The 21653-nt window shown below is 51.6% G+C and carries 14 protein-coding genes and 1 tRNA gene; 6 read left to right on the top strand and 9 right to left on the bottom strand.

Annotated features, from left to right (window positions below; translation table 11 throughout):
* The first annotated feature begins 169 nt into the window (after nucleotides 1–169).
* The 3 genes from LWL52_RS12335 (at nucleotide 170) to LWL52_RS12345 (ending at nucleotide 4658) form a co-directional block, all read left to right on the top strand.
* Nucleotides 170–2665: a TonB-dependent receptor gene (locus LWL52_RS12335; RefSeq protein ID WP_242920227.1), complete on the top strand. Its 2496-nt coding sequence runs from the start codon at nucleotides 170–172 to the stop codon at nucleotides 2663–2665.
* A 278-nt stretch (nucleotides 2666–2943) separates the two neighbouring features.
* Nucleotides 2944–3831 carry a helix-turn-helix domain-containing protein gene (locus LWL52_RS12340; RefSeq protein ID WP_242920228.1) on the top strand — a complete coding sequence of 296 codons (888 nt, stop codon included), beginning with the start codon at nucleotides 2944–2946 and terminating at the stop codon, nucleotides 3829–3831.
* A 59-nt stretch (nucleotides 3832–3890) separates the two neighbouring features.
* A complete protein-coding gene (locus LWL52_RS12345; protein ID WP_242920229.1) occupies nucleotides 3891–4658 on the top strand; it encodes an MBL fold metallo-hydrolase in 768 nt (255 codons plus the stop codon).
* 241 nt (nucleotides 4659–4899) lie between these two features.
* Here LWL52_RS12345 and LWL52_RS12350 read toward each other — a convergent pair whose 3' ends face one another.
* The 4 genes from LWL52_RS12350 to LWL52_RS12365 form a co-directional block, all read right to left on the bottom strand.
* Nucleotides 4900–5355 carry a hypothetical protein gene (locus tag LWL52_RS12350; protein WP_242920230.1) on the bottom strand — a complete coding sequence of 152 codons (456 nt, stop codon included), beginning with the start codon at nucleotides 5353–5355 and terminating at the stop codon, nucleotides 4900–4902.
* Nucleotides 5356–5423: 68 nt separating this feature from the next.
* A complete protein-coding gene (locus LWL52_RS12355) occupies nucleotides 5424–6212 on the bottom strand; it encodes an alpha/beta fold hydrolase (RefSeq protein WP_242920231.1) in 789 nt (262 codons plus the stop codon).
* Nucleotides 6213–7034: 822 nt separating this feature from the next.
* On the bottom strand, nucleotides 7035–9449 hold the full coding sequence (locus LWL52_RS12360; protein ID WP_242920232.1) for a heavy metal translocating P-type ATPase: 2415 nt from the start codon (nucleotides 9447–9449) through the stop codon (nucleotides 7035–7037).
* Nucleotides 9450–9815: 366 nt separating this feature from the next.
* Nucleotides 9816–10478 carry an NADPH-dependent FMN reductase gene (locus tag LWL52_RS12365; RefSeq protein WP_255749243.1) on the bottom strand — a complete coding sequence of 221 codons (663 nt, stop codon included), beginning with the start codon at nucleotides 10476–10478 and terminating at the stop codon, nucleotides 9816–9818.
* Nucleotides 10479–10836: 358 nt separating this feature from the next.
* On the opposite strand from LWL52_RS12365, the gene LWL52_RS12370 reads away from it, so the two are divergent.
* Entirely contained in the window at nucleotides 10837–12558 is a 1722-nt protein-coding gene (locus tag LWL52_RS12370) for a mechanosensitive ion channel family protein (RefSeq protein WP_242920235.1), read from the top strand.
* A gap of 326 nt (nucleotides 12559–12884) precedes the next feature.
* Here LWL52_RS12370 and LWL52_RS12375 read toward each other — a convergent pair.
* Nucleotides 12885–12961 (bottom strand) — tRNA-Ile (locus LWL52_RS12375).
* Nucleotides 12962–13058: 97 nt separating this feature from the next.
* Between LWL52_RS12375 and LWL52_RS12380 the strand changes: the two genes are divergently transcribed.
* Entirely contained in the window at nucleotides 13059–13691 is a 633-nt protein-coding gene (locus LWL52_RS12380; protein ID WP_242920237.1) for an HAD family hydrolase, read from the top strand.
* Complete coding sequence (locus LWL52_RS12385; RefSeq protein WP_242920239.1) at nucleotides 13678–14967, top strand: site-2 protease family protein; 1290 nt, start codon at nucleotides 13678–13680, stop codon at nucleotides 14965–14967. Before LWL52_RS12380 ends, LWL52_RS12385 begins: the two co-directional genes overlap by 14 nt.
* Before the next feature lie 190 nt (nucleotides 14968–15157).
* On the opposite strand, the gene LWL52_RS12390 is transcribed toward LWL52_RS12385, so the two are convergent.
* The 4 genes from LWL52_RS12390 to LWL52_RS12405 form a co-directional block, all read right to left on the bottom strand.
* Nucleotides 15158–15463, bottom strand: a complete 306-nt coding sequence (locus LWL52_RS12390) for a rhodanese-like domain-containing protein (RefSeq protein ID WP_242920241.1) — start codon at nucleotides 15461–15463, stop codon at nucleotides 15158–15160.
* A complete protein-coding gene (locus LWL52_RS12395) occupies nucleotides 15460–17274 on the bottom strand; it encodes a T9SS type A sorting domain-containing protein (protein ID WP_242920244.1) in 1815 nt (604 codons plus the stop codon). Before LWL52_RS12395 ends, LWL52_RS12390 begins: the two co-directional genes overlap by 4 nt.
* 224 nt (nucleotides 17275–17498) lie before the next feature.
* Nucleotides 17499–18275, bottom strand: a complete 777-nt coding sequence (locus LWL52_RS12400; RefSeq protein ID WP_242920246.1) for a PASTA domain-containing protein — start codon at nucleotides 18273–18275, stop codon at nucleotides 17499–17501.
* Nucleotides 18276–18393: 118 nt separating this feature from the next.
* Nucleotides 18394–21096: a D-alanine--D-alanine ligase family protein gene (locus tag LWL52_RS12405; protein WP_242920248.1), complete on the bottom strand. Its 2703-nt coding sequence runs from the start codon at nucleotides 21094–21096 to the stop codon at nucleotides 18394–18396.
* Nucleotides 21097–21653 lie beyond the last annotated feature (557 nt).

A 21653-nucleotide genomic window follows, 5' to 3' on the forward strand; every position in this document is an offset into this window, starting at 1 on the left:
CCTTTTCATATAGAAAGGAGCCTGATTAGTATAATCTGTTTTAGCAGTTAAAAAATGTGGGTTTACTTTGTTATGTGAAGAAGCACAGACAGACGCAGCTAACGGGCCTTTATACTTGCAGGCCCGGCAAACAAGCCCTGCTCCTACCCTACTCCCAGAAATAAAAATTATGAAAAAAAGTGTACTCCTGGTTTTGCTGGGACTGAGCACCACTGCGGTGCTGGCCCAGACTCCTAACCAACCCCAACAACAGCAAGCCGCGATACCCGGCACCACCGCGCCCAAAGGCAATGGCCGCATCAGCGGCACCGTGCTCGATGCCGACACCAAACAGCCCATCGAGTTTGCCACCGTTGCCCTCATTAACCTGAGCACGGGCAAACCGGTTGACGGCGCCATGGTAGATGACAAAGGCCGTTTTACCATCAACAAAGTGGCTGCCGGCAAGTATAAACTCAATGTATCGTTTCTGGGTTACCAGCTTCAGGCGGTGGAGAACGTAACGGTAAGCACCGACAATGCCGACATCAATGTAGGCACTGTAACGCTTGCCTCCGATACCAAAAAGCTGAGTGAAGTGGTGGTGACCGGCGAAAAGCCCCTGGTGGAAGAGAAGATCGACCGCATGGTATACAACGCCGAGAAAGACATTACGAACGCAGGCGGCAACGCCTCCGATGTGCTTCAGAAAGTGCCTTCGCTTTCGCTGGATACGGATGGCAACGTGCAGCTGCGCGGCTCGGGCAACGTGCGCATTCTCATCAACAACAAGCCGTCGTCCATCATGGCCGGCAATGTGGCTGACGCCCTGAAGCAGATCCCGGCCGACCAGATCAAATCGGTGGAAGTGATCACCAGCCCCTCGGCCAAGTATGACGCCGAAGGCACAGCCGGTATCATCAACATCATCACCAAAAAAGAAGGCCTGCAGGGCGTGAGCGGCTCGGCATCCGTTACAGCCGGTACCCGTTCCAGCAATGGCAATGCCAGCCTGAGCGTGCGCCGCGGCAAATTTGGCATCAATGCCAATATGAGCCAGAACATGTTCTACAACAAGGGCGATATGATCAACACGATCATTGTACCGGACTCGGGCACGGTGAGCCTGCAAAGCGGCGAAACCCAGATAAATGGCACCTTCCGAGGCGGCCAGCTAGGCTTCGATTACGATATCACGCCTAAGAACAGCGTGTCGGGCAGCGTGCGCCTGAACGGGGGCACCTTTAAGATGCAGAACGACCAGCTTTCATCCTTTATCAAAGACGAGGAGCTGAAAAGCAGCTTTCTGAACGATGTGCGCAACCGTAACCAGCGCCAGGGCGTGGACTATAACCTGGACTTTACGCACCAGTTTAAAAAGCCGCAGCAGGAACTGGCCATCCTCTCGCAGTATTCTACCACCGATGCGGATACCCGCAACAACCAGGACCGCTACACCGCGGGCGAAGCGCCTTTTTACCTGCAGCGCAACAACAACGAGGGTGCCAACGACGAGCTGACCTTCCAGGCTGATTACACGCACCCCTTCGAAAATAAGACAACTCTGGAAGTAGGCGCAAAATCCATTTTCCGGGATGTGGCCAGTGATGGCTTCACCAACGAACGCGACGTGCTTACCAATAAGGAAACTGTCAACACTTCCATATTTAAGTATGGCCAGGATGTATACGCCTCGTACCTGACCTATGGCTTTACCTTGAAAAAGCTGGTGAATGTGAAACTGGGCGGCCGCTACGAATACACCGACATTGTGGGCGACCTGAAATCGGATACGCTGCAGTTTACCGATAACTACAGTAATTTTGTGCCGAGCTTGGCTTTCTCGTACACGTACAAGAGCAAACACACGTTCAAGGCCAATTTCACTCAGCGGATCCAGCGCCCATCATTCAACTTCCTGAACCCGTACCTGCAGAAGCAGACCTCCAACACGGCCGTGCAGGGTAACCCGAACCTGGACGCGGAACTGACCAACCTCTATGAGCTGGGCTACAGCACGTACTTTAACACGACCTCGCTGAACGCTACGCTCTACATGCGCCAGACGGACAATGCCATCGAAACCGTAGCCCGCATCGATCAGGATGAGAAGAACGAGCCGATCACGACGCTCACCTTCGACAACATCGCCAAAAACAAGACCTACGGCATGAGCCTGTTCGGCAATACCAAGCCAACTAATGCCTGGACGGTAGGCGGCAGCGCCAACGTTTACTTTGTGGACCTGAAGAGCGCCTATGTGAGCAACAGCGGCTGGATGTATAACATTAACGCCAATTCGTCCTACGACTTTGGCAAAGGGTTTAGTGCGCAGTTTAACGGGGGCTTTAACTCCCGCCGCGTGCAGCTGCTGGGCATGTTCAACTCCTTCTCGTACCACACGCTGGCGTTCAAAAAGGAGCTATTCGATAAAAAAGGCGGCATCAGCGTGGGCCTCGACAACCCGTTCCGGGCCAGCATGCGCATGAAGAACGATGTGATTAACCCGGCCACCGATATCAACAAAACAGCCTACGAGCAGCACATACGCATCAACAACTATAACCGCGGGCTGCGGGTAACACTCGATTATCGCTTCGGCAAAATGGAACAAAGCAAGCCGCGCCGCAAGAAAAGTATCCGCAACGACGATGCCAAGCAGGGCGATGGCAACGCGGCCGGCTAAAGATAAATACTACTACCTACCTATCTACTACTTGTAAAAACACCTCTTCTGTTTCAGAGAGGTGTTTTTCTTTTAGGCTATTTTTAGAAGGTGATGTAGGTTATGAATTGCAGCTCTTTCAGGTTCTTATACTTTGTTGTTGGTGATTTTGAACTTGGCAAAAGAACTGTCGGGAACGGTCGGAGGTATTACAGAAATTAGAAGTAATCTTGCATTATTGGCTTGAACATCTGAGATCAAATCGTAAACTTTCGTAGTAAGTTATAACCTGATTACCCTTGAGAACAATAAAATTCGATAAAACCAGGTGCGGCGTAGAGGTCTTGCTTCGGGTAGGCTTGGGCAAGGAGTTGAAAGAGGCCTACCTGGATACGGAAGTTTACAACACTGACTACTTTGAAATCCTGCTATTCCGGAAAGCGAAAGGCCATTTGGTATTAAACCAACGGAAGATCAGCCTCTCAGATAATATCATCATTTTTATCTCGCCTTTTCAGAAGCGACAATGGCAACTGGACCCGGAGCACCTGGACTTCACGTTCCTGATCTTCCAGGAAGACTTCCTCAACGAATTTTTTGCCGATAAGCTGTTTACCTACCGGCTACTGTACTTCTACCAACTGGATTACCCGCTGCGTATGCAAGTCACCGCCGGGTATATTCAGAAAGCCTGCAGTACACTCACCGAAATCCACGCTGAACTTAGGGAAGCAAACCCAGACAGTGAACATCTGATCCGCTCCCTGCTCTATTATTTACTGCTCAAGCTTAACCGGGATTATGCCCAGCAAAACAACTTGCCACTCGATAAGCCGGAGCACAACTATGCTTACCAGTTCAAGAAGCTGCTGGAGCTGCACATCAAGGAAAAACAGCGGATCAGTGAGTATGCGGAGCTGTTGGGAATCAGCAGGATCACACTTAACAAAGCAGTACAGGCCCAATTCGGCGTAGCGGCCACGCATTTACTAAAGCAACGGCTGCTCTTTGAGATCAAAAATCACCTACTCCATTCTGATTTAACTATAATCGAGATCGCGCACGAACTTCACTTCTCTGAGCCCAACCACCTGATGCGATTCTTTAAAACCCAAACCGGCCAGACCATTACTGCTTTCCTTACCGATTATCAAAATGGTAGCAAGTCAGGGCGCATTGGTAGCTAAGCCCAACAACTGCGCGCCTACCTTTGTATTGCAATCAAGCACTTTAAAATCAATACAATATGGCAACAAGCGCAAGTATACAGTTAATCCGGAATGCAACACTGATCATCCATTATGCCGGTAAGAAGATATTGGTAGACCCCATGCTGATGCCCAAGGATTCTTTTGATCCGTTGGCAGGCAAGGCGAGAAACCCGATGGTGGGTTTACCTGTGTCCATTGAGGAAATTGTAAAGGACGTGGACCTGGTGCTGGTAACGCATACCCATCCCGACCACTTCGACCCGGTGGCAAGTGCCACCCTGAACAAAAGTATAAAGCTGATCAATCAGCCTGCCGATGCGGAATATTTTCAGAAGGAAGGCTTTACCAAGGCCGAAACCATACAGGAAAGCACCATTTGGAACGGCATCACCATCACCAGAACAGGGGGAGCACACGGCAGTGGCGAGATCCTGAAGCAAATGGGCACTGTGTCCGGCTTCGTGCTACAAGCTACGGGGCAGCCTACCATCTACATTGTAGGCGACAGCATCTGGATAGACGAAGTGGCGCAGGCCCTCCAAAAGTATACACCGGATTACATTGTTGTTAACTCCGGCGGTGCAGCTTTCCCTGGTTTTGAAACAACGCCTATTCTGATGGAAGAGGAGCAAACCATGACGTTGCTACAAGAGAGTGGAAAAGCTAAGGTTATAGCCGTGCACATGGAGGCCCTGGACCATTGCCGCACCACCAGAAGCTCGCTGCACCAGAAAGCAGCGGAAGCAGGTATTGCAAAAGATAAACTGGTGATTCCGCAGGATGGTGAAGTGGTAACGCTATAAGCCGAGCCTTCCGTAACCAGGTATTCACACAAAAACGCCACACAGCCTGAACCCTGCGTGGCGTTTCTGCTTTTTTCCCTGCTATACTTTCTTGTATGGCGGGCCCACCTGGAACTAAACCAGACACCTACTGATTAGTAGGCAGTTGCACTAACTAAATGAGCTATGTGCCCCTTCCCTTTAAAGAAATTGCTTTCTGTGATTTGAGGTGCAGCGCTATTCAATTAGCTTGCTGTAATTTTCATTGTAATTGCTCCTCGCGTTCAGAAGTCTTCTCCAGCAGCCATGCCGCAGCTGTTTCTTCATCATCAAATTCCTTGATTTCGAAATCTTTCTGAACTAACCCATGGAATTTAGCAAAGGAGCGCTTCCCATAGATTCCGGGGGCCTGCACATGTGCGTAGTACCGGAGGCCTAAGGCTTTGGCCTGTGGTACCCATTTCTTTACAAGCCAGTTTACAGCTATCTCCCAGGGGCCGATCAATTCGCGGTTGCTATTCAGAAGCCCTGTGCAGGGCGTCTCTCGCAAAATAGCCAGCGTCTGGTTACAGCCCATCATCACCGTTTCCAGCGACTGCAGACCAATCCAGTTAATGTTTATGTACGAGCCTCCGGGCACGCTTCTGGCTTCATAGAAAACGTATCCATTTGCTTTCTTCAGTTCCTTGCTCTCAATAAATGGTCGTTGTTCGTTCATGTCAAACACACTCCTCCTAAAGCTGGTAACCTGTTTAGGGTCGTACGAAGGCCAGGACGGTTTTTAGTTTATACAAAGCTTCTCATCGCTGCAATGGTCTCTTGTGGCGCGCTCAGGTTCGGGCAGTGCCCTGTTGCCTCCAGCACCACCAGCTTGCTTCCCTGTATCTGCTGATGCGTATACTCTCCTACGCATAAAGGCGCAATAGCGTCGTCAGAACACTGCAAAATCAATGTATTAATTTTCACTAACGGCAACTGCTTCCGGTTGTCTGAAAGAAAGGTTAGACGGGCAAAGTCGCGGGCAATTTTTTCGTTGCTCCTACAGAAGCTTCCTGACAGCTCCTGGCCTAGTTCCGGCCTGTCCGGATTGCCCATGATCACGGGGGCCATCGTTTCAGACCAGCCCAGGTAGTCGCCTTCCAGCGCGCCAAGCAAGTTATCAATGTCTTCTCTTTTGAAACCACCCACATACGTACCATCATTGATAAAACAGGGCGAAGGACTGATCAGGACCAGTTTCGAAAATCGTTCCGGCTTCTTGACGGCAGCCAGTACCCCGATCATGGCACTAACCGAATGACCTACAAATATGACATCCTGCAGCTGCAGTTCCTGGCAAATTTCCAAAACATCAGCTGCATACGCCTCCAGCGAAGTATAATGTTCTGAAGTATATGTGGATGTATCTGAATTCCCAAAGCCGATATGATCGAAAAGGATGATCTTGTAATTCTCTTCAAAGGCAGGCGTTATGTAGCGCCACATGTTCTGGTCGCAGCCGTAGCCGTGTGCAAACAGCATTGGCCGATGGCCTTTTCCACTGATGGTGACATGATTTCTTTTAAGGGCGTTCATGGGTTATTCTGTTTTTATGAATGGGTAGCTGGCGTGTATTATTGCTACACTTCCTGTGTGTTACGCTTCCGGAGAATAACTGCGTTAAAAGCCTTTAGATCTGTTCAGCGCCTGGAAATCAGGGCCGGGCATGCTGATCAGGGCAAGCAGCTAGTCGTTCAATGCACAAGTATAAGCACTTGCGCGCCTGTTCGAAAGTTAGTTTGAGTTAGTTAACCGCTGCTGTTTACATAGCTTTAAGCCTTGCGTGCAGCTGCCGCTATTCTTAAAACACGCTGCCAAACGCATTTTCTTTTCTCTTGGTATATGGAAGAACACAGCAATACCCATACTATGATTTTCGGATTAAAGTTTATCCCGCCACCCTTCCGCATAGAACACCTGCTCCGAACAGGCCCCGTATCCGAATCCAATGCTCACAGGTATAAAAGCAGAACAAGCACTGCCTTGGTTTCATTAACGTGCTAAGCCAGGTAAACCAGGTACTAAGAGGTATGGCAAAAGAGGAAAACGTTTAGTAACCCAGGAGAGCTTTATTGGGTCCGGGGAAGGATACCAGTGCACGGTTATACTTCTATAAAGTAAAGATCGAGGGAAGCATCCTGCCAGGATAATCAGTTACGCCATTTTCTGTTTTATAAGATCCAAATTTCAGGCAACTGAGGTCGCAAAAAAGGTCACCTTTGCCCGGGTTGCGATCCATTGGATTGCTCCTGGTAAAGATGACCTTATTTCGAGGCGATTTGCTCTTTCGTAATTAAAGCAGCACGTTAAACTTAACTGCCAGCATTCACCCGTAAAGGGTGCTAACAATCTTGTGCCTTACTTCTTCCATTTCAGGCGTAAGCTGTTGCTCACCACGCTCACGCTACTGAGTGCCATAGCCGCACCAGCAATCATGGGGTTTAAGAGGAAGCCGTTTACCGGGTATAAAATGCCTGCCGCAATCGGAATACCGATCACATTATAAATAAACGCCCAGAAAAGGTTCTGTTTGATCGTGGCAACTGTTTGTTTTGATAAACGGATGGCCTGCGGTATTTTGGTCAGGTCTGACGAGATGATCGTCATTTTAGCGACATCCATGGCGATATCGCTGCCTTTGCCCATGGCTATGCTCACATCAGCGGTGGCCAGCGCGGTGCTGTCGTTGATTCCGTCGCCCACCATCGCAACTGTTTTACCCTGCTTTTGCAGTTCCTTTACAAAATCTGCTTTGTGCTGCGGTAATACTTCTGCTTTGTAGTGTTGCAAACCCGTTTGTTCAGCTATGGCCTTTGCAGTTGCCTCGTTATCTCCTGTGAGCATATACAGCGCAATGCCCGCATCCTGTAGTTGCCTGATGGCTGCCACAGAGCTTTCCTTTATCTTGTCTGAAATAGCCAGCACCGACAGGGCTTTTGTGCTATCGGCAAACCAGATCACCGTTTTGGACAGCCTGCTCCACTCATCTGCCTGCAGTTGCAGTTCCTTGTCTATGGCAACGTTGTTCTCAGCCAGCAACTTTTTGTTCCCCACCAGGTATGTTTCGCCGTTCTGTATAGCTTTAACACCTTTGCCGGTAATACTTTCAAAGTATGAGAACGAAGTAGTTTGTGTTCCTTCCAGGTGCTTGACTACGGCCTCTGCCAGCGGGTGCTCGGACTGCTTTTCAATGCTGAAAAGGATGGGGCTGGCTGCGTCATCATTCCCCAGCCATTTAATGCCGGTTACCTCGGGCTTGCCTTCCGTAATGGTACCGGTTTTGTCCAGCACAATGGCGTTTACTTTTTTTGCCAGTTCCAGGCTTTCGGCATCTTTGATCAAAATGCCGCTTTCGGCACCTTTGCCTACTCCTACCATAATGGCCGTAGGAGTAGCCAGGCCAAGCGCACAAGGGCAAGCAATCACCAGCACCGTAACGGCAGCTAACAGGCCCTGTACCACCCCATTATCTCCGCCTAGGATTAACCATAAGATAAAGGTAAGTATCGCAATGCCCATGACCACCGGCACGAAAATACCTGCAATCTTATCGACAAGTTTCTGAACCGGTGCTTTGCTGCCCTGCGCATCCTGTACCATTTTGATGATATGGGCCAGCATGGTTTCTTTCCCGACTTTAACGGCTTTGAACTGGAAACTGCCTTTCTGGTTTATTGTCCCGGCAAAAACCTTTTCGTTTTCCGTCTTCAGCACCGGAACCGGCTCACCGCTCAGCATACTTTCATCCACATAGGAGTTGCCGGAAGTCACCATGCCGTCCACAGCGATCTTTTCACCGGGCTTCACCAGGATGATATCTCCTGCTGTCACATCTTCTATAGCGACCTGCTTTTCATTGCCGTCAGCTGCTATCACAGTTACCGTTTTCGGCTGTAGGCCCATCAGTTTTTTAATGGCGGAAGAGGTGTTGCCTTTGGCTTTCTCTTCCAGTAATTTACCCAGCAGGATGAACGCAATTACAACCGCTGCCGCCTCAAAATAGACGTGTGCATGCAGGCCTCTTTGGTGCCAGAAACCAGGGTAAAGCATATTGAACACGCTGAACACATAGGCGATACCTGTACTGAGGGCCACCAGCGTATCCATGTTGGCGGAGCGGTGTTTGGCCTGTTTCCAGGCGTTAACGAAAAAGTCTTTGCCCAGCCAAAGCACCACCGGGGTAGAGAAAAACCACATGATCTGGTTGGCATAAGGGATTTTCATGAAGAACATGCCGATGGCTACCACGGGAAGTGACAGCAGCACCGCCAGGATGGTTTTCTTCCTTAACTGCTGGAATTTTTTCTGGTGTATCGCCTCCAGGGTTTCCTGCTGGGTGGACTCATCTTCCACCAACAGGTCGTACCCCACGGATTGTAAAGCCTTTTGCAGCTTGCCGGCATCCGTCATGTTGGGCAAATACTCCACAGCAAGGTTGCCTGTCGCAAAGTTCACGGAAGCAGCAACCACGCCTTCGGTAGCCTTGGCAATGCTTTCCGCACTACTGGCGCAGGAGGCACACGTCATCCCCAATACAGGAAAAGAATTTTTTACGGTAGGAACACCGTAACCCAGATCCTTGATCGCTTTCACCGCATCCGCTACCACTTCGGGATCATTGACCGTTATAGCGGCTCTGTGATTATTCAGCTCCACCCGATGGCTTTCTATGCCTTTCACGTGTGCCAGCCCTTTATCTACGATCAAGGCGCAGTGTTCGCTTTCGACATCTTCCAGCGGAAGATAGATCGTTTCGTTATTATCTGTTGCCATACTAGTTTCAATCTTTAGTATGCAAAGTTACCAACAAGCATTGCGTAGTGTATTACGTTATTCCGGATTTGAGTTGTAAGATTTACACTTTATCCAACGGCTTCCCGTTTCTTGCCCGATGCGCCGCAAGGTTTGTGCGTGAGCACCGTCTCTATTGCATGGGTTGCAAAGGTATAAGGCCCTCATGAATAGGGAGGTGCCATAAAAACAAGGGCATGTGTTGAAGTATAAACCTGCTGGTGTTGCATGAACCGCGCAATTTCCGTTGCTGCCAGCACCACCTGTTGTCAGGCCTGCCTAGTTTCCCGGCTCTCCCCAAGCTGTACTTTATACTTTGTGCCGAAGCAGGTCTTCCGATCGGATCGTTTATTCTACCCGTTCCGTTTCCTTCGACGTTTGTTCTCCCAAAAACTCTACCCAGGCCTTTTTCATACAAGGATAGTGTTTGGAGGCTTCCACCAGGCTCATGAAACTGACCAGGTTATCTTCAAACCTTTTTGCCAGCGTTTGCTCTTTCAGACCGCCTTTCTCATCAAAAGCCTGATGCGCCATGGCCAAAGAAAACATATCCGGGTATACCCGTGTGCCGAGGTGCTCCAGCGGAATTCGTAAAGACCACAGGCCGCGGTTGCCGCCGGCCATGGAAGGCGAAGCAGACATTAACAAAGCGTGGTGTTGATGAAAGGGCTGCGGACGGAAACGGGAAACCCAGTCGATCGTGTTTTTCAGGACACCCGGCATAGAGCCGTTATACTCGGGCGAAGCGATGATAAAAGCATCGTTCGCCAGAATGCGTTTGCGAAACGCTTCGGCACCTTCAGGGTGATAGTTATCCACCTCCAGATCCTGGTTGAACGACGGGCAATCAAACTCGTCCATACTTGCCAAATCGACGGTGCCGCCATTTTTCTGTACAACCTGAGCTGCCAGTTTTGCCAACCTGGTATTGAGTGAATCCTTTCGCAGGGATGCTGAAAAAATAAGAAAGCTTGTTTGTCCCTGTCCGTTATCTCTTTGTTGCTCTTCCATTAGAAATCTTTTAGAATCGTGCTTATTTATGGGGATGTCTTTTTGAGTCCCAAACCCCTCTACCGATTACGTATTATACTTAGCTGATGGCCGTGTAGTAGCTGAAGTTTGGCCGGGCAACAACCTTCTGGAGGCAAAAAGAGGCAACTGGTTCTGTATAGCCTGAGGGCCTCCGTGCCAAACCCCAAGCCGCACTTGAGCCATGGTTTGTGCCCTTTTTACCTTAAACCCCCGGCTACACGCATCCCGTATACCCTTGTTAAAAGCTGTTATACAAAATCACGATCATCCGGGTGTGGGCTTGCGCATGGAACAGAGCTTAAAAGCCGCCACCTGACGCTATACTTAACTACTTCTTATGGTTTTCACAAAGCCTGCGCTCCCCCTTACACCCTTCCTGAAAAAGCAATTTTATACTTCCCGGCTCCTTTTCCTGCTTTGCACCTGCTGGTTGCTGGCCAGTATACCCGCTTCGGTACAGGCCCAGGAACAAACCGCTGACACCGCCGAAAAAGCCCTGGAAGTGCTTCAACCCAACTGGTCCCCTGATTCGCTGGGCAGGCGAAGCCCACGAGGAACGGTAGATGGTTTCCTGGAGGCCGTTGCCGATGAGAACTACCAACGGGCCGCTTTATACCTGCACTTAGACACCACGCTGCAGGAACACCAGGATGGCGCCCGGCTGGCCCGGGGCCTGCAACTCCTGCTGGACCAAGGGGGAAGTATCATTCCGCTTTCTTTCCTGAGCAACGAACCGGAAGGGCGTACAGACGATAACCTGGGGCCAACCCTGGATCGCGTGGGGAAAGGGTCCATTAACGGGGAGTCATTCGATGTTTTTGTAGAGAGAACGGAGGCTGCTGACGGGGCTCCAATCTGGCTTTTTTCCTCCCAAACCATCCAGCGTATTCCGGTACATACAGCAGTAGCCGCAGCGCCCATTGCCAACAAAGTTTTGCCTTCGGTGCTGGAAGAAAACAAGTGGGGCGGCGTACCCGTAGGCCACTGGCTCGGCATGCTGGTGTTAGCCGTGCTGGCGTATGCACTTGCCTGGATCATTACCTGGGCCTTAACCCGTACGATCCGCTATGTCTGGCACAAATCCCGGAAAGACCCGACAGCAGGTATAGTAGAAGCGTTTGCGCTGCCCATACGGCTTTACCTGGCCACGTGGATCCTGGTGGTTACAAGTCAGAAGATCGGTATTTCCATCATCGTGCGGCAACGGTTCAGCGAGCTGACCATCATCGTGGGGCTAGTGGCGTTGCTGCTCCTGCTCTGGCAGCTCGTGGACGTGATCAGCCGTTTCAGTGAGCGGCAACTGGTCCGCCGGGGGAATGTATCGGGGGTATCGGTGGTGCTTTTCCTGCGCCGTGGGGCCAAGGTGGGCCTGATTGTGATCGGGGTGATCTCCATACTTGCCACCCTGGGCGTGGATGTGACAGCCGGCCTTGCGGCGCTGGGCATCGGTGGTATTGCGCTGGCGCTGGGAGCACAGAAAACGGTCGAAAACTTTGTGGGCAGCGTTACCCTGATCGCTGACCAGCCTATCCGCATCGGAGACTACTGCAAGGTGGGGGAAACAAGCGGCACAGTAGAGCAGATCGGCATGCGATCTACGCGCATCCGCACCAACCAACGCACTGTGGTTACGATCCCCAACGGCGATTTCTCTTCACAGCGCATCGAGAACTTCGCGCCGCGCGACCGCTTCTGGTTTAACCCGATCCTCCGGCTGCGCTACGATACAACACCTGCCCAGATCCGTTCGCTTCTGAAAGCCCTGCGTGCCCTCCTGGTGGCACATCCCAAAGTAGACGACAGCACGGCACGGGTGCGCATGATCGAGATCGGGAAAGATTCGTTGAACATCGAATTGTATGCCTATGTCCAGACAACGGATAACAACGAGTACCTGGAAATACAGGAATCGTTGTTTCTGGATATGATGGATGCGGTGGAAGCATGCGGTTCCGGGCTTGCCTTGCCTTCCCAGTCCCTGTACCTGGCGCGCGACAACCCTGCATCAAACGGCCAAGCCCTCGGCAGGGAAAGGCAAGCAGAAACAGGCAACGACTAAGTATAAATGCCGCCTAAACTCCTGCTGTCTGCCGTAGCCGATCGTTCTTTTGAAAGCATGTCTGAGTTCTGCTCTACACGTCAAATAAAAAGAAGGTTTACCGGGTTTTGCTGATGTAGTTATGGTTTGAGATAGGTTTGAAATTCCGAGGAGGTAGCAGCGTGTTTAGATAAAGCTAAAATTTTATCTATAACCAGAGGTGTGATGTTTTAGAAAAACCGCTCCCTTTTCTACCTCCCTCTTCAAATAATGCTCCGGTTCTTTGCAAATGGTATGCACATAAAAAAAGCACTTACCAGATTGTGCTGTGTAAGTGCTTGATTATATGGTGGGCCCACCTGGAATCGAACCAGGCACCTACTGATTATGAGTCAGTTGCTCTAACCGAATGAGCTATAGGCCCGTTCCCGGGAGCGCGAAAGAAAAGCGCGTTCTTTGATTTGGGAGTGCAATTTTACATATTTGCATTCAATATTTCAAACAGAAACACAGAATTTTTCGTGAATTTAGATTCCATAAAAAATATCATCTTCGACCTGGGCGGAGTTATCATCAACATCGATTACAACAAGAGCATACAGGAGCTGCAGAAACTGTGCAAGGCCAATTGCGACATTGCCTTTAGCCAGAAAGAGCAGGCGCACCTGTTCGACCTGTTCGAAACCGGCGACAGCTCACCGGCTGAATTCCGCGACGACCTGCGCAAGGTATATGGCATAGAAGCCTCCGATGCCGAGATTGACGCTGCCTGGAACGCCATGCTGCTCGACATTCCGAAGGAGCGCATCGACCTGCTGCTGGAGCTAGGTAAAAAATACCGGATCTTCTTGCTAAGCAACACCAATGCCATCCACCTGGAGCGCTTTAACCAAATAGTGGCGCACAGCTTCACCATCCCAAGCCTCGATTCGCTTTTCGAACAGGCCTACTACTCGCACCTGATCGGCAAGCGCAAGCCCGATGAGGCAGTGTTTGAAATGATCGTAGCGCAAAACGGGCTAAATAAGCAGGAAACGCTTTTTATTGACGACAGCATCCAGCACATCATCAGTGCCGAAAGCGTAGGGTTGCAAACCCTGCACCTGCAGCCGCCCCTCACCATCAACTCGGTTTTTAAGGATGCGGTTGCATAAGCACTGGCGCACTTACGGCCTGCACCTGCTGCTGTTCTGCCTTACGCTGCTCACCACCACCATTGCCGGGGCAGAATGGCGCTATGGCAAGCTCTTCCTGCTGGATGAGCAGGGTATAAACTGGGGCGGGGCCATGTCCGAATCAGAGTTGCTGACGGGCTTATACTTCTCGTTGCCTTTCCTGGGCGTGCTCACCGTGCATGAGTTCGGGCATTACTTCACCGCCAAATATTACCGTACCCTGGTTACTTTGCCATACTACATTCCGCTGTGGTTTGGCATCACGTCTTCTATCGGCACCATGGGCGCTTTTATCCGCATCAAAAGCCGGATCATCTCGCGGCAGCAGTTCTTCGACATTGGCATTGCCGGGCCGCTGGCCGGCTTTGTGGTCGCTATCCCGCTGCTGTTCTATGCCTTCACGCACTTGCCCCCGCCGGAGTTCGTTTTTTCGGTGCACCCGGAGTACAAGCAGTTCGGGCTCGATTACGCGCAGCATGTATACACCAGCGGCCCGGGCAACTTTGCCTTGGGCAACAACCTGCTGTTCATGTTTTTTGAGCGCTTTGTAGCCAACCCGGCGCTGGTGCCCAACCATTACGAGATCATCCATTACCCGCTGGTATTTGCCGGTTTCCTGGCCCTGTTTTTTACAGCACTCAACCTGCTTCCCATCGGGCAGCTGGACGGCGGCCATGTGCTCTACGGCTTACTGGGCTATGAGAGATTCAACCGCCTCTCGCCTATTTTTTACGCCTGTTTTATACTTTATGCCGGCCTCGGCGTGATCTCGCCGGCCAGTAAGCCGGTCTGGTCAGATGAGCTTTTGGTGTTCCTGGGCCCCTTTGCTTACTGGACTTACTGGAAGCTGCTGCAAAGCAAGCGCTATGGCATGGGCGCGGCCCTGGCCATGTTGGTGCTGCAGTATAGTATGGCCACTATTTTCCCGGAATTAGAGGCCTATATCTGGCTGTGGCCGTTTTATGTGTTATACCTGGTCTTTGTGCTGCAGCCTGCCACGCCCCAGCTCAAGTATAGCCTGTACCTGGCAGGGGTTATTTTAGCGGCGCAGGTCCTGATCGCTTTTGTTTTTCCGGCGGCAGATGGCTACCCAGGCTGGCTGGTGTTTGGCTTATTGCTTTCCAGGGTGATGGGGCTTTTCCATCCCTCCTGCCCCGATGAGCGACCTATTACGCCGGCAAGGCGCATGCTGGGCATCCTGGCTTTTGTGATCTTTATACTTTGTTTTAGTCCCTCCCCTTTTATCATAGAATAGCGCCGCCTCACGACTGGACGAGCATCAACAAAAAAGAGGCAGAAAACTTTTATCGTTTTCTGCCTCTTTGCTTTTATAAGGGAGATGATACCCTTCTCAATTGAATGCTGCGGCTGAGGTCATTCGAAGAATGCCTGAATGCACAAATCACCTGAAATAGGTACACTTTCTGAACCTCGCAGGCTTTTGCTTAGCTATTATACGCCATAATGCCGCCTAACAGGTTGCGCACATTGCTAAAGCCCTGCTGCTGCAAAAACGCTTTCGCGCTGGCAGAGCGGTTGCCCGAACGGCACTGCACAATAACTTCCTGGTTCTTGTAGTCCTCCAAATCATCGAGGCGCTGCGGCAGCGTACCCAGCGGTATGTTCTGCGCACCGGCAATGTTCGACTCCTGGTATTCCCAGTCTTCGCGCACATCGATGATAACGGGCGTTTCCCCCTTGCTAAGGCGTTCCTTTAATTCTTCTACTGTAATATCTGCTGATGCAATCATAGTCCTGTAAGTATAAGTTTCTTGGTTATTATTGATGCTCTGGTAGTAATACGTAAAGTATAAAGGCCCGGTGCCAGTTTACCCAGTTGCAAAGGTTCCTTGTTTCCGGTGTAGGTATGGCGGTATACCTGCCTGCCGGTTACATCGTACACCACCAGGCTTTGGTATTCGCCTTCCAGGTGCACGGTACCGGTACTAGGGTTGGGATATACTTTAAAGCGGGCCGCTTCCAGGTCCTCTTTCACGCCCAGGGCCTCGCCCGTCATTACGGGGCGCAGCATCACGGCTCCTGCCAACACGGTATCCTGCTGCCAGTCGTTAAACCCCGAAAATAGCAGGCGATGGCTGCCGGCATCCGTTTCATTCCGGTCGAAACCCATGTTCACGAACAGGTTACCGGGCTGCGACCAGCCGATGTAAAAGCTACTGCCACTCACCTGGATTGGCTGCGTCAGGGCTACTTCGTAAAACGTGTTGAGCGAATCGCTATACTGTATCCGGAAACTTTGCTGGTGCAACAGGCGGCCGGGCTTCCCGTTAGCGTCATCCCAAAGCTTAAAGGTAAGGCTTGTTTTGCTTAGGTCCTGGGCTACCCTGGGGAAGTATACCCGAAAGGCGCGCACCTGATCGGGGCGGCTCAGGTCGAAGCGCATGGCAACCTGCGTGTTGCCGGTGCCCACAAAGCTAAAGCCCGCTTCGGCTGTTCCGTCGTCGTAGGCAAAGTAATCGGAGAATTCAGTTTTGCGCGCTGTGCTGTCGTTGGCCCGTTGCAATGGGTTCTGCTCCTTCGTCTGCAATATAAGCCCATGCACTAAGGTAAACGGATTTGCTTTCAGGCTGAGATTCTCCATGCGCGGCGTGCCGGCAACAGCATACTGGCGGGCATCGCCCGGCACCAGCCCTTGCGCCCGCAGAAACGTATCCGTTCCTGCCTGGCTTAGCTTCCGGATATAACCGCGCCAGCTGATCGCCCCGGGCAGGCCGCCCAAATTATTAATGGTAGCTTTCACTTCGGGGGCCAGCGCTGCTTCGGGGCGCTCCAGGAACTGCCGGTAGGGCATGGCCGTGTACTGCTGCAACAGCCGGCTTATACTTTGGCTGATGGCAATATCGCGGGTAGTGTTCTGGCCTTTGCGCCGGTTCTTGCCTAGCTCCACGTAGTCTACATTCCAGGTATCGGCCAGGCCGTTGCGCACGCCTACACTGCGAAGCCGGAACTGGAAGGCATTATGAAAGTACTTTGCTTCTTTTATACCTATAAACACCTGGTTAAAGCCCGATGTCTCGCCAATGCCCGGCTGCCGCCAGGCTTGCTGCCAGGTACCGGACGCGTCTTTGAACTCGAGTTGCAGGTATACCAGGTTGCTGGTGGTTTTATCGGGCACGTCGCCCAGGCCACCCGACTGCCAGTAAAAGCTCAGGTAAACCGAGTCGGCAGCCGAGAGGCCGCCCAGCTGTATAGGTTGCGAAGTGAGCGTATCAGAAGGCCCCGCTGCCACCGAACCGGGCGCGTAAGGCTGCCCGTGGGCATTAAGGCCATCAAAAGAAGCGACATTTTTAGTGACCGGTTCTACGGCATAGCGGTTGTTGATGTACACGGCACCGCCGGTCTGCCAGCGGCTTTGGTCGGGCGCTACCGCCGAAGAAGCAAAATCATCGAAGAAAGGCAATGCCAGCGCGGCGGCAGCCTTGCGCAACGGCACGGGCGCTTGTGGCTGGCGCGTTTCCTGCTGCAGCGGCTGCAGCACGGCCTGCGCCCTGGCTCCAGCCCCAGCTAATAGCATACAAAGTATAAGCGCCAGCTTTTTCATGTAGGTGTCTTTGTTGCGGTAGTCCTTTATAGCTTATCGTGTGCGAAGTTAAATCCCTTGCTTAGCAAAACATCGCAACACGGTCAGGCAGGAACGTGCCAAATTAAAAGTAAATAAACGGAATTCCGGGATAAGCTCCTAAATCGCTGTCCCGGGCTGTGCTTCTATAGAACGAAAGCGCCCGCCATTTCTGGCAGGCGCTTTCGTTCTTTTTCCGTATAGGCTTACTCTATCCCCTGCACCGGCTCCTCGCCAGCAACCCACAGATCTACCAGTTCGCCTACCCGTATCTTGGCGTTCACATCAGCAAACGGGCGCTGTTTCACCACGGTGCCTTCCGGCTCTTCGCTGCCCGGCACATAAATAATAGTGCCGATCTGCAGCCCCTGCCCTACCAGCAATACCGAGGCTTCATCTACCGGCATGCCTACTACTTTGGGCACTTCAAACTCGGTGTTGCCCAGGCCATCGCCCACATGCAGGTCTACCACCGAACCTTTGGGGATCAGCTCGCCGGGCTTCACTTCTTTGCCGCTCACAAACTGCTTCAGCACTGCATTCTGTTGCAGGTCCGGCACGTAAGTGATCTTGCCTTTTTTCAGGTCGTAGCTTTTCAGGATCAGCTCGGCATTTTTTACTGAACCATCAATAAGCTTCGGCATCTTGATCATCGGCGGGTTCTTCATGTTCACGCTGATGTAGATCTTGCGGTCTTCCTTTACCTTGGCGCCCGGCGCCGGATCCTGCGTGAGGATGGTAAAGGGCTTCAGGTTAGAGTTAAAGCTCGAATCGTTCACATAGTAGCGCAGGTTCTGGTCTTCCAGCAACGCTTCGGCATCGGGCAACTGCATGCCCGCAATTTTAGGCACCGAAATGCTTTCGCCGTGGTTGGTGGTAGCCGGCAGGTAGAGGTAAAAAAAGCCGAAGATCAGGGCCGTTACCAGCACTGCCATTATCAGCAGATGTTTTATCACATCTAAAAAAGATCTTGCTCTGAACATGGGTGTGTTTTATAAGACAAAAAGCCGTGAAACAAAAGATCATAAACGCTCCTGTATTACTTCCTTGTGCCTTTCTAAATTTTTAACTTTTTAAATCTCTAACTAGCTAACGCAAAACTTACTCCATCACCTTCATGCGATTGCGCTCGATGCCGAACTGCAGAATGCGGTTAATAAACTCGTAAGGTTTATACCCGTTGATAGCCGTCTGGTGGAAAATGCAGGTAGCCGGCGTCATGCCAGGCAGCGAGTTCACCTCGATGATGATGGTCTCTACTTCGTTGTTTTCAAACACCCGTACAAACGCATCGATGCGCGCATAGCCTTCAATGTTGAGGATCTGGGCCACCCGCCGCAGGTCTTCTTTTACCTTGTCGGATATTTTCTGACGCTGCACCGGGTCGGTGGCGTAGCGGGCGGGCGTAATGTTCTGCCCTTCGCCGGCCAGGAACTTCTCTTCCAGCGACAGCACTTCGCCTTCGGCCAGGGCTTCCGATGCTTCAAACACCTCGTAGCTTACCGTGCCATCCGGGGCATACCTGGTCAAAAGGCCGCCTGTTACTTCCAGAAAGTGCTTGGCGCCATTCTTCGAGATCAGCTCCTCCACTAAGAAACCAGCCTTATTCGGGAATTCCTCTTTAAAGCCCAGCGACAAGGTACGGGCACAGGCCGGGTCAAGTTCTTCCATTTCCCGGAAGATCAGCGTGGTAAAAGCCTCGAGTTCTGCGCGGTTCTTGATCTTTTTCACGGCAGAGCTGCAGCCGTCGTCGGCTGGCTTGGCAATGAACGGATAAGCAAAAGCGCGTTCTATACTTTGGAAAAAGGCTTCTTTGTCCTGCTGCCAGTCTTCTTTCAGCGCCATGGCATGCTTTGCTACCGATACGCCATGTCGGGCCAGGATCTCGTTGGTTTCATACTTGTTGATGGTGATCTGCGAGGAGCGGATACCCGAGCCGTTGTACGGAATGTGCAGCTTCTCAAGTTCCAGTTGCATGGCGCCATCTTCTCCGGGGCGGCCGTGCAGGGCAATAAACACGGCATCGACCAGGTTCTGGAGCTGCGCATACGTAATACGCTGCGGCTCCTGCAGGGCATGGCCCGTATACTTTCGCGTAATGCTTTCGGCCTCCTGCATGATTTGGGCCAGCACCGGGTGCGGCTTGCCGCCATGCTCAAAGTGCAGTATCTTTTCCTTGATGTCGTCGGCATTGTCTTTGAGCATGATGTTTACCGGAATGGTATACAGGCGATGCTCTTCGTTGCTACCGGTCAGGAAAATAGGCAGCGGCTCATACTTGACAGACGACGAAAGCTTTTCGTAAATATTACGGCCGCTCTCTACCGATATGTGGCGCTCGGAAGAGTAGCCGCCCATGATCACACCCACGCGCGTCTTGTCATGGCGGTGGGCCTGCTCATCGCGGATGGCATTGTCGAGCTTGTCCAGCAGGCGCGCCAGCTTCACGGTATCTTTCCCCGATTTGAGGCGTTCTGCCACCGAGGTACGGATAATGTAGGTCAGGAACTGCGAAGGGTTCAGGCCGATCTCAGCAGCCTGGTGGAAGAAGAACGACGAGGGCAACATGCCCGAAGTAGTGTTCGGGTCGTTGAGGAAGATCTCGCCGCTTTCTGTAATAAACCCATCCAGACGGGCATACACATTAAAGGCAAAAGCCTTGAAGAGCTTGCTCGTTGCTTGACGTATGCGCTGAATGTCTTCAGCCGGCAGGTTGATCGGCGTGATCTTACGGCTCAGGCCGGGCAGGTACTTGGAGCGGTAATCGAATACTTCGCTGCCTTTCACAATCTCGGTAGGCGGCAAGGCCAGCGCATTGCCATTTTCATCCTGCACCACAATGCACGAAAACTCCTTGCCCTGAATAAAGGCCTCGACCAGTACCTGCTGCTCGTGCTCCACGTTGATGAGCTTGATGGTATCGGTGGCGGAGCTGTTAAATGTATGGTTGATGTGATTGAATAACTCCTCCGGATGATAGATGATGGTGCCGTTTTCCAGCAGCACCGGCATACCGATCCCTTCGCGGATATCCACCAGCTGTTTTATACTTGCCAGTTGCTTCTCCTCACCCAGAGCCAGCCACTGGGCTTTATAAATGGTCTTGGTAAAGAAACTGCGGTCCATGCCTGCCTCAAACGTGGCAAAATCATGCTCCTTTACGATGGAAACGCCAATGGAAGAGCCCTGGTGCGGGGCTTTCAGTACTAGCGGCAACCCCAGATCAGCTACCAGGCTGTCGAACAGCTGCTGGCGGCCAGTCTGCTCCTGCCACTCGTTAAAGGATACGGTGCGGTAATCGGGCGTCGGGAAGCCGTGCTGGCGGAGCATTTCTTTCTGCGCCGCTTTATCGATGCCAATGGCCGAAGGCAGAATGCCCGAGCCGGAGTACGGCATATGGTACCACTCCAGTAGGCCCTGGATGCTGCCATCTTCGCCGTAAGGGCCATGCAGCGCCAGGAAGGCAAAATCAAAATGCTGCCGAAACTCATTGGGCTGCAGGCGTTTGCCAGCCTTGGCAATGATCCTGTCCTGCTCTTCTATACTTAGCTCGCCCAGTGATTCGAGGTAGATCTGCAGGCCGTGCTCCGTTTCGGGCAGCGCCTCCACCGGCGGGTAAAAATCGCGGATTGTGCCTTTGTAAATGTACTGCCAATCGAGCAGTATAAAGTTGCCCAGGCTGTCCACAAACACCGGAACGGCCTCGAACAGGGCTTTGTCTAAGTTATCGTAAACCGTACGGCCCCCTGCAAACGAGATCTCCCGTTCGCGCGAAGGCCCACCGAAAATTATTCCTATTCTCATCCTTACAAAGGTAACAATTTAGAGGGTGAATTTAGGCAGAAAGTTCGAATCTGTCTTTTGGAGAGCAACGAGATTTCGCAATTTATTATTTTGAAGCCAGGCGCAGGGCAAATGCTTTTGGTTGTTTTTCCTTTGCACTGTAAATTACGCATTCGGTTTTCCCGCTGCTATACATGAGTAACAGCAGCTTTCTGCGGTTTGGTTTAGATTGATTTTTTCAGCTAGACTTGGTATCTGCTTTTATGCTTCTTTATACTTATGGTTATACTTGGTAGCGCTTATATTCTCAGTTTTATACTTCCGGCTATACTTATTAGCTAGCTGTATTCCTCAGTCTTATACTTGCCTTGTTTCATCTTATACTTAGGAGCGCTCCAAGCCCGCGAGGGCTCGTCCTTGCGTTTCGCGCTGTGGCGTGAAGCTGCTCCTCGCTGGCGCTGCGGGCTGCCTTTCAGGCACCGCAACACACCAAGGCGCTCAACCCAAGGACTGGGATCTGTTCGATAGCAGCTGTTTATACTTGTGAAACCCCTTGTAGGGACAGGTCGCGACCTGTC

The organism is Pontibacter liquoris, from assembly GCF_022758235.1.
In the GTDB taxonomy this organism is placed as follows: Bacteria; Bacteroidota; Bacteroidia; order Cytophagales; family Hymenobacteraceae; genus Pontibacter; species Pontibacter liquoris.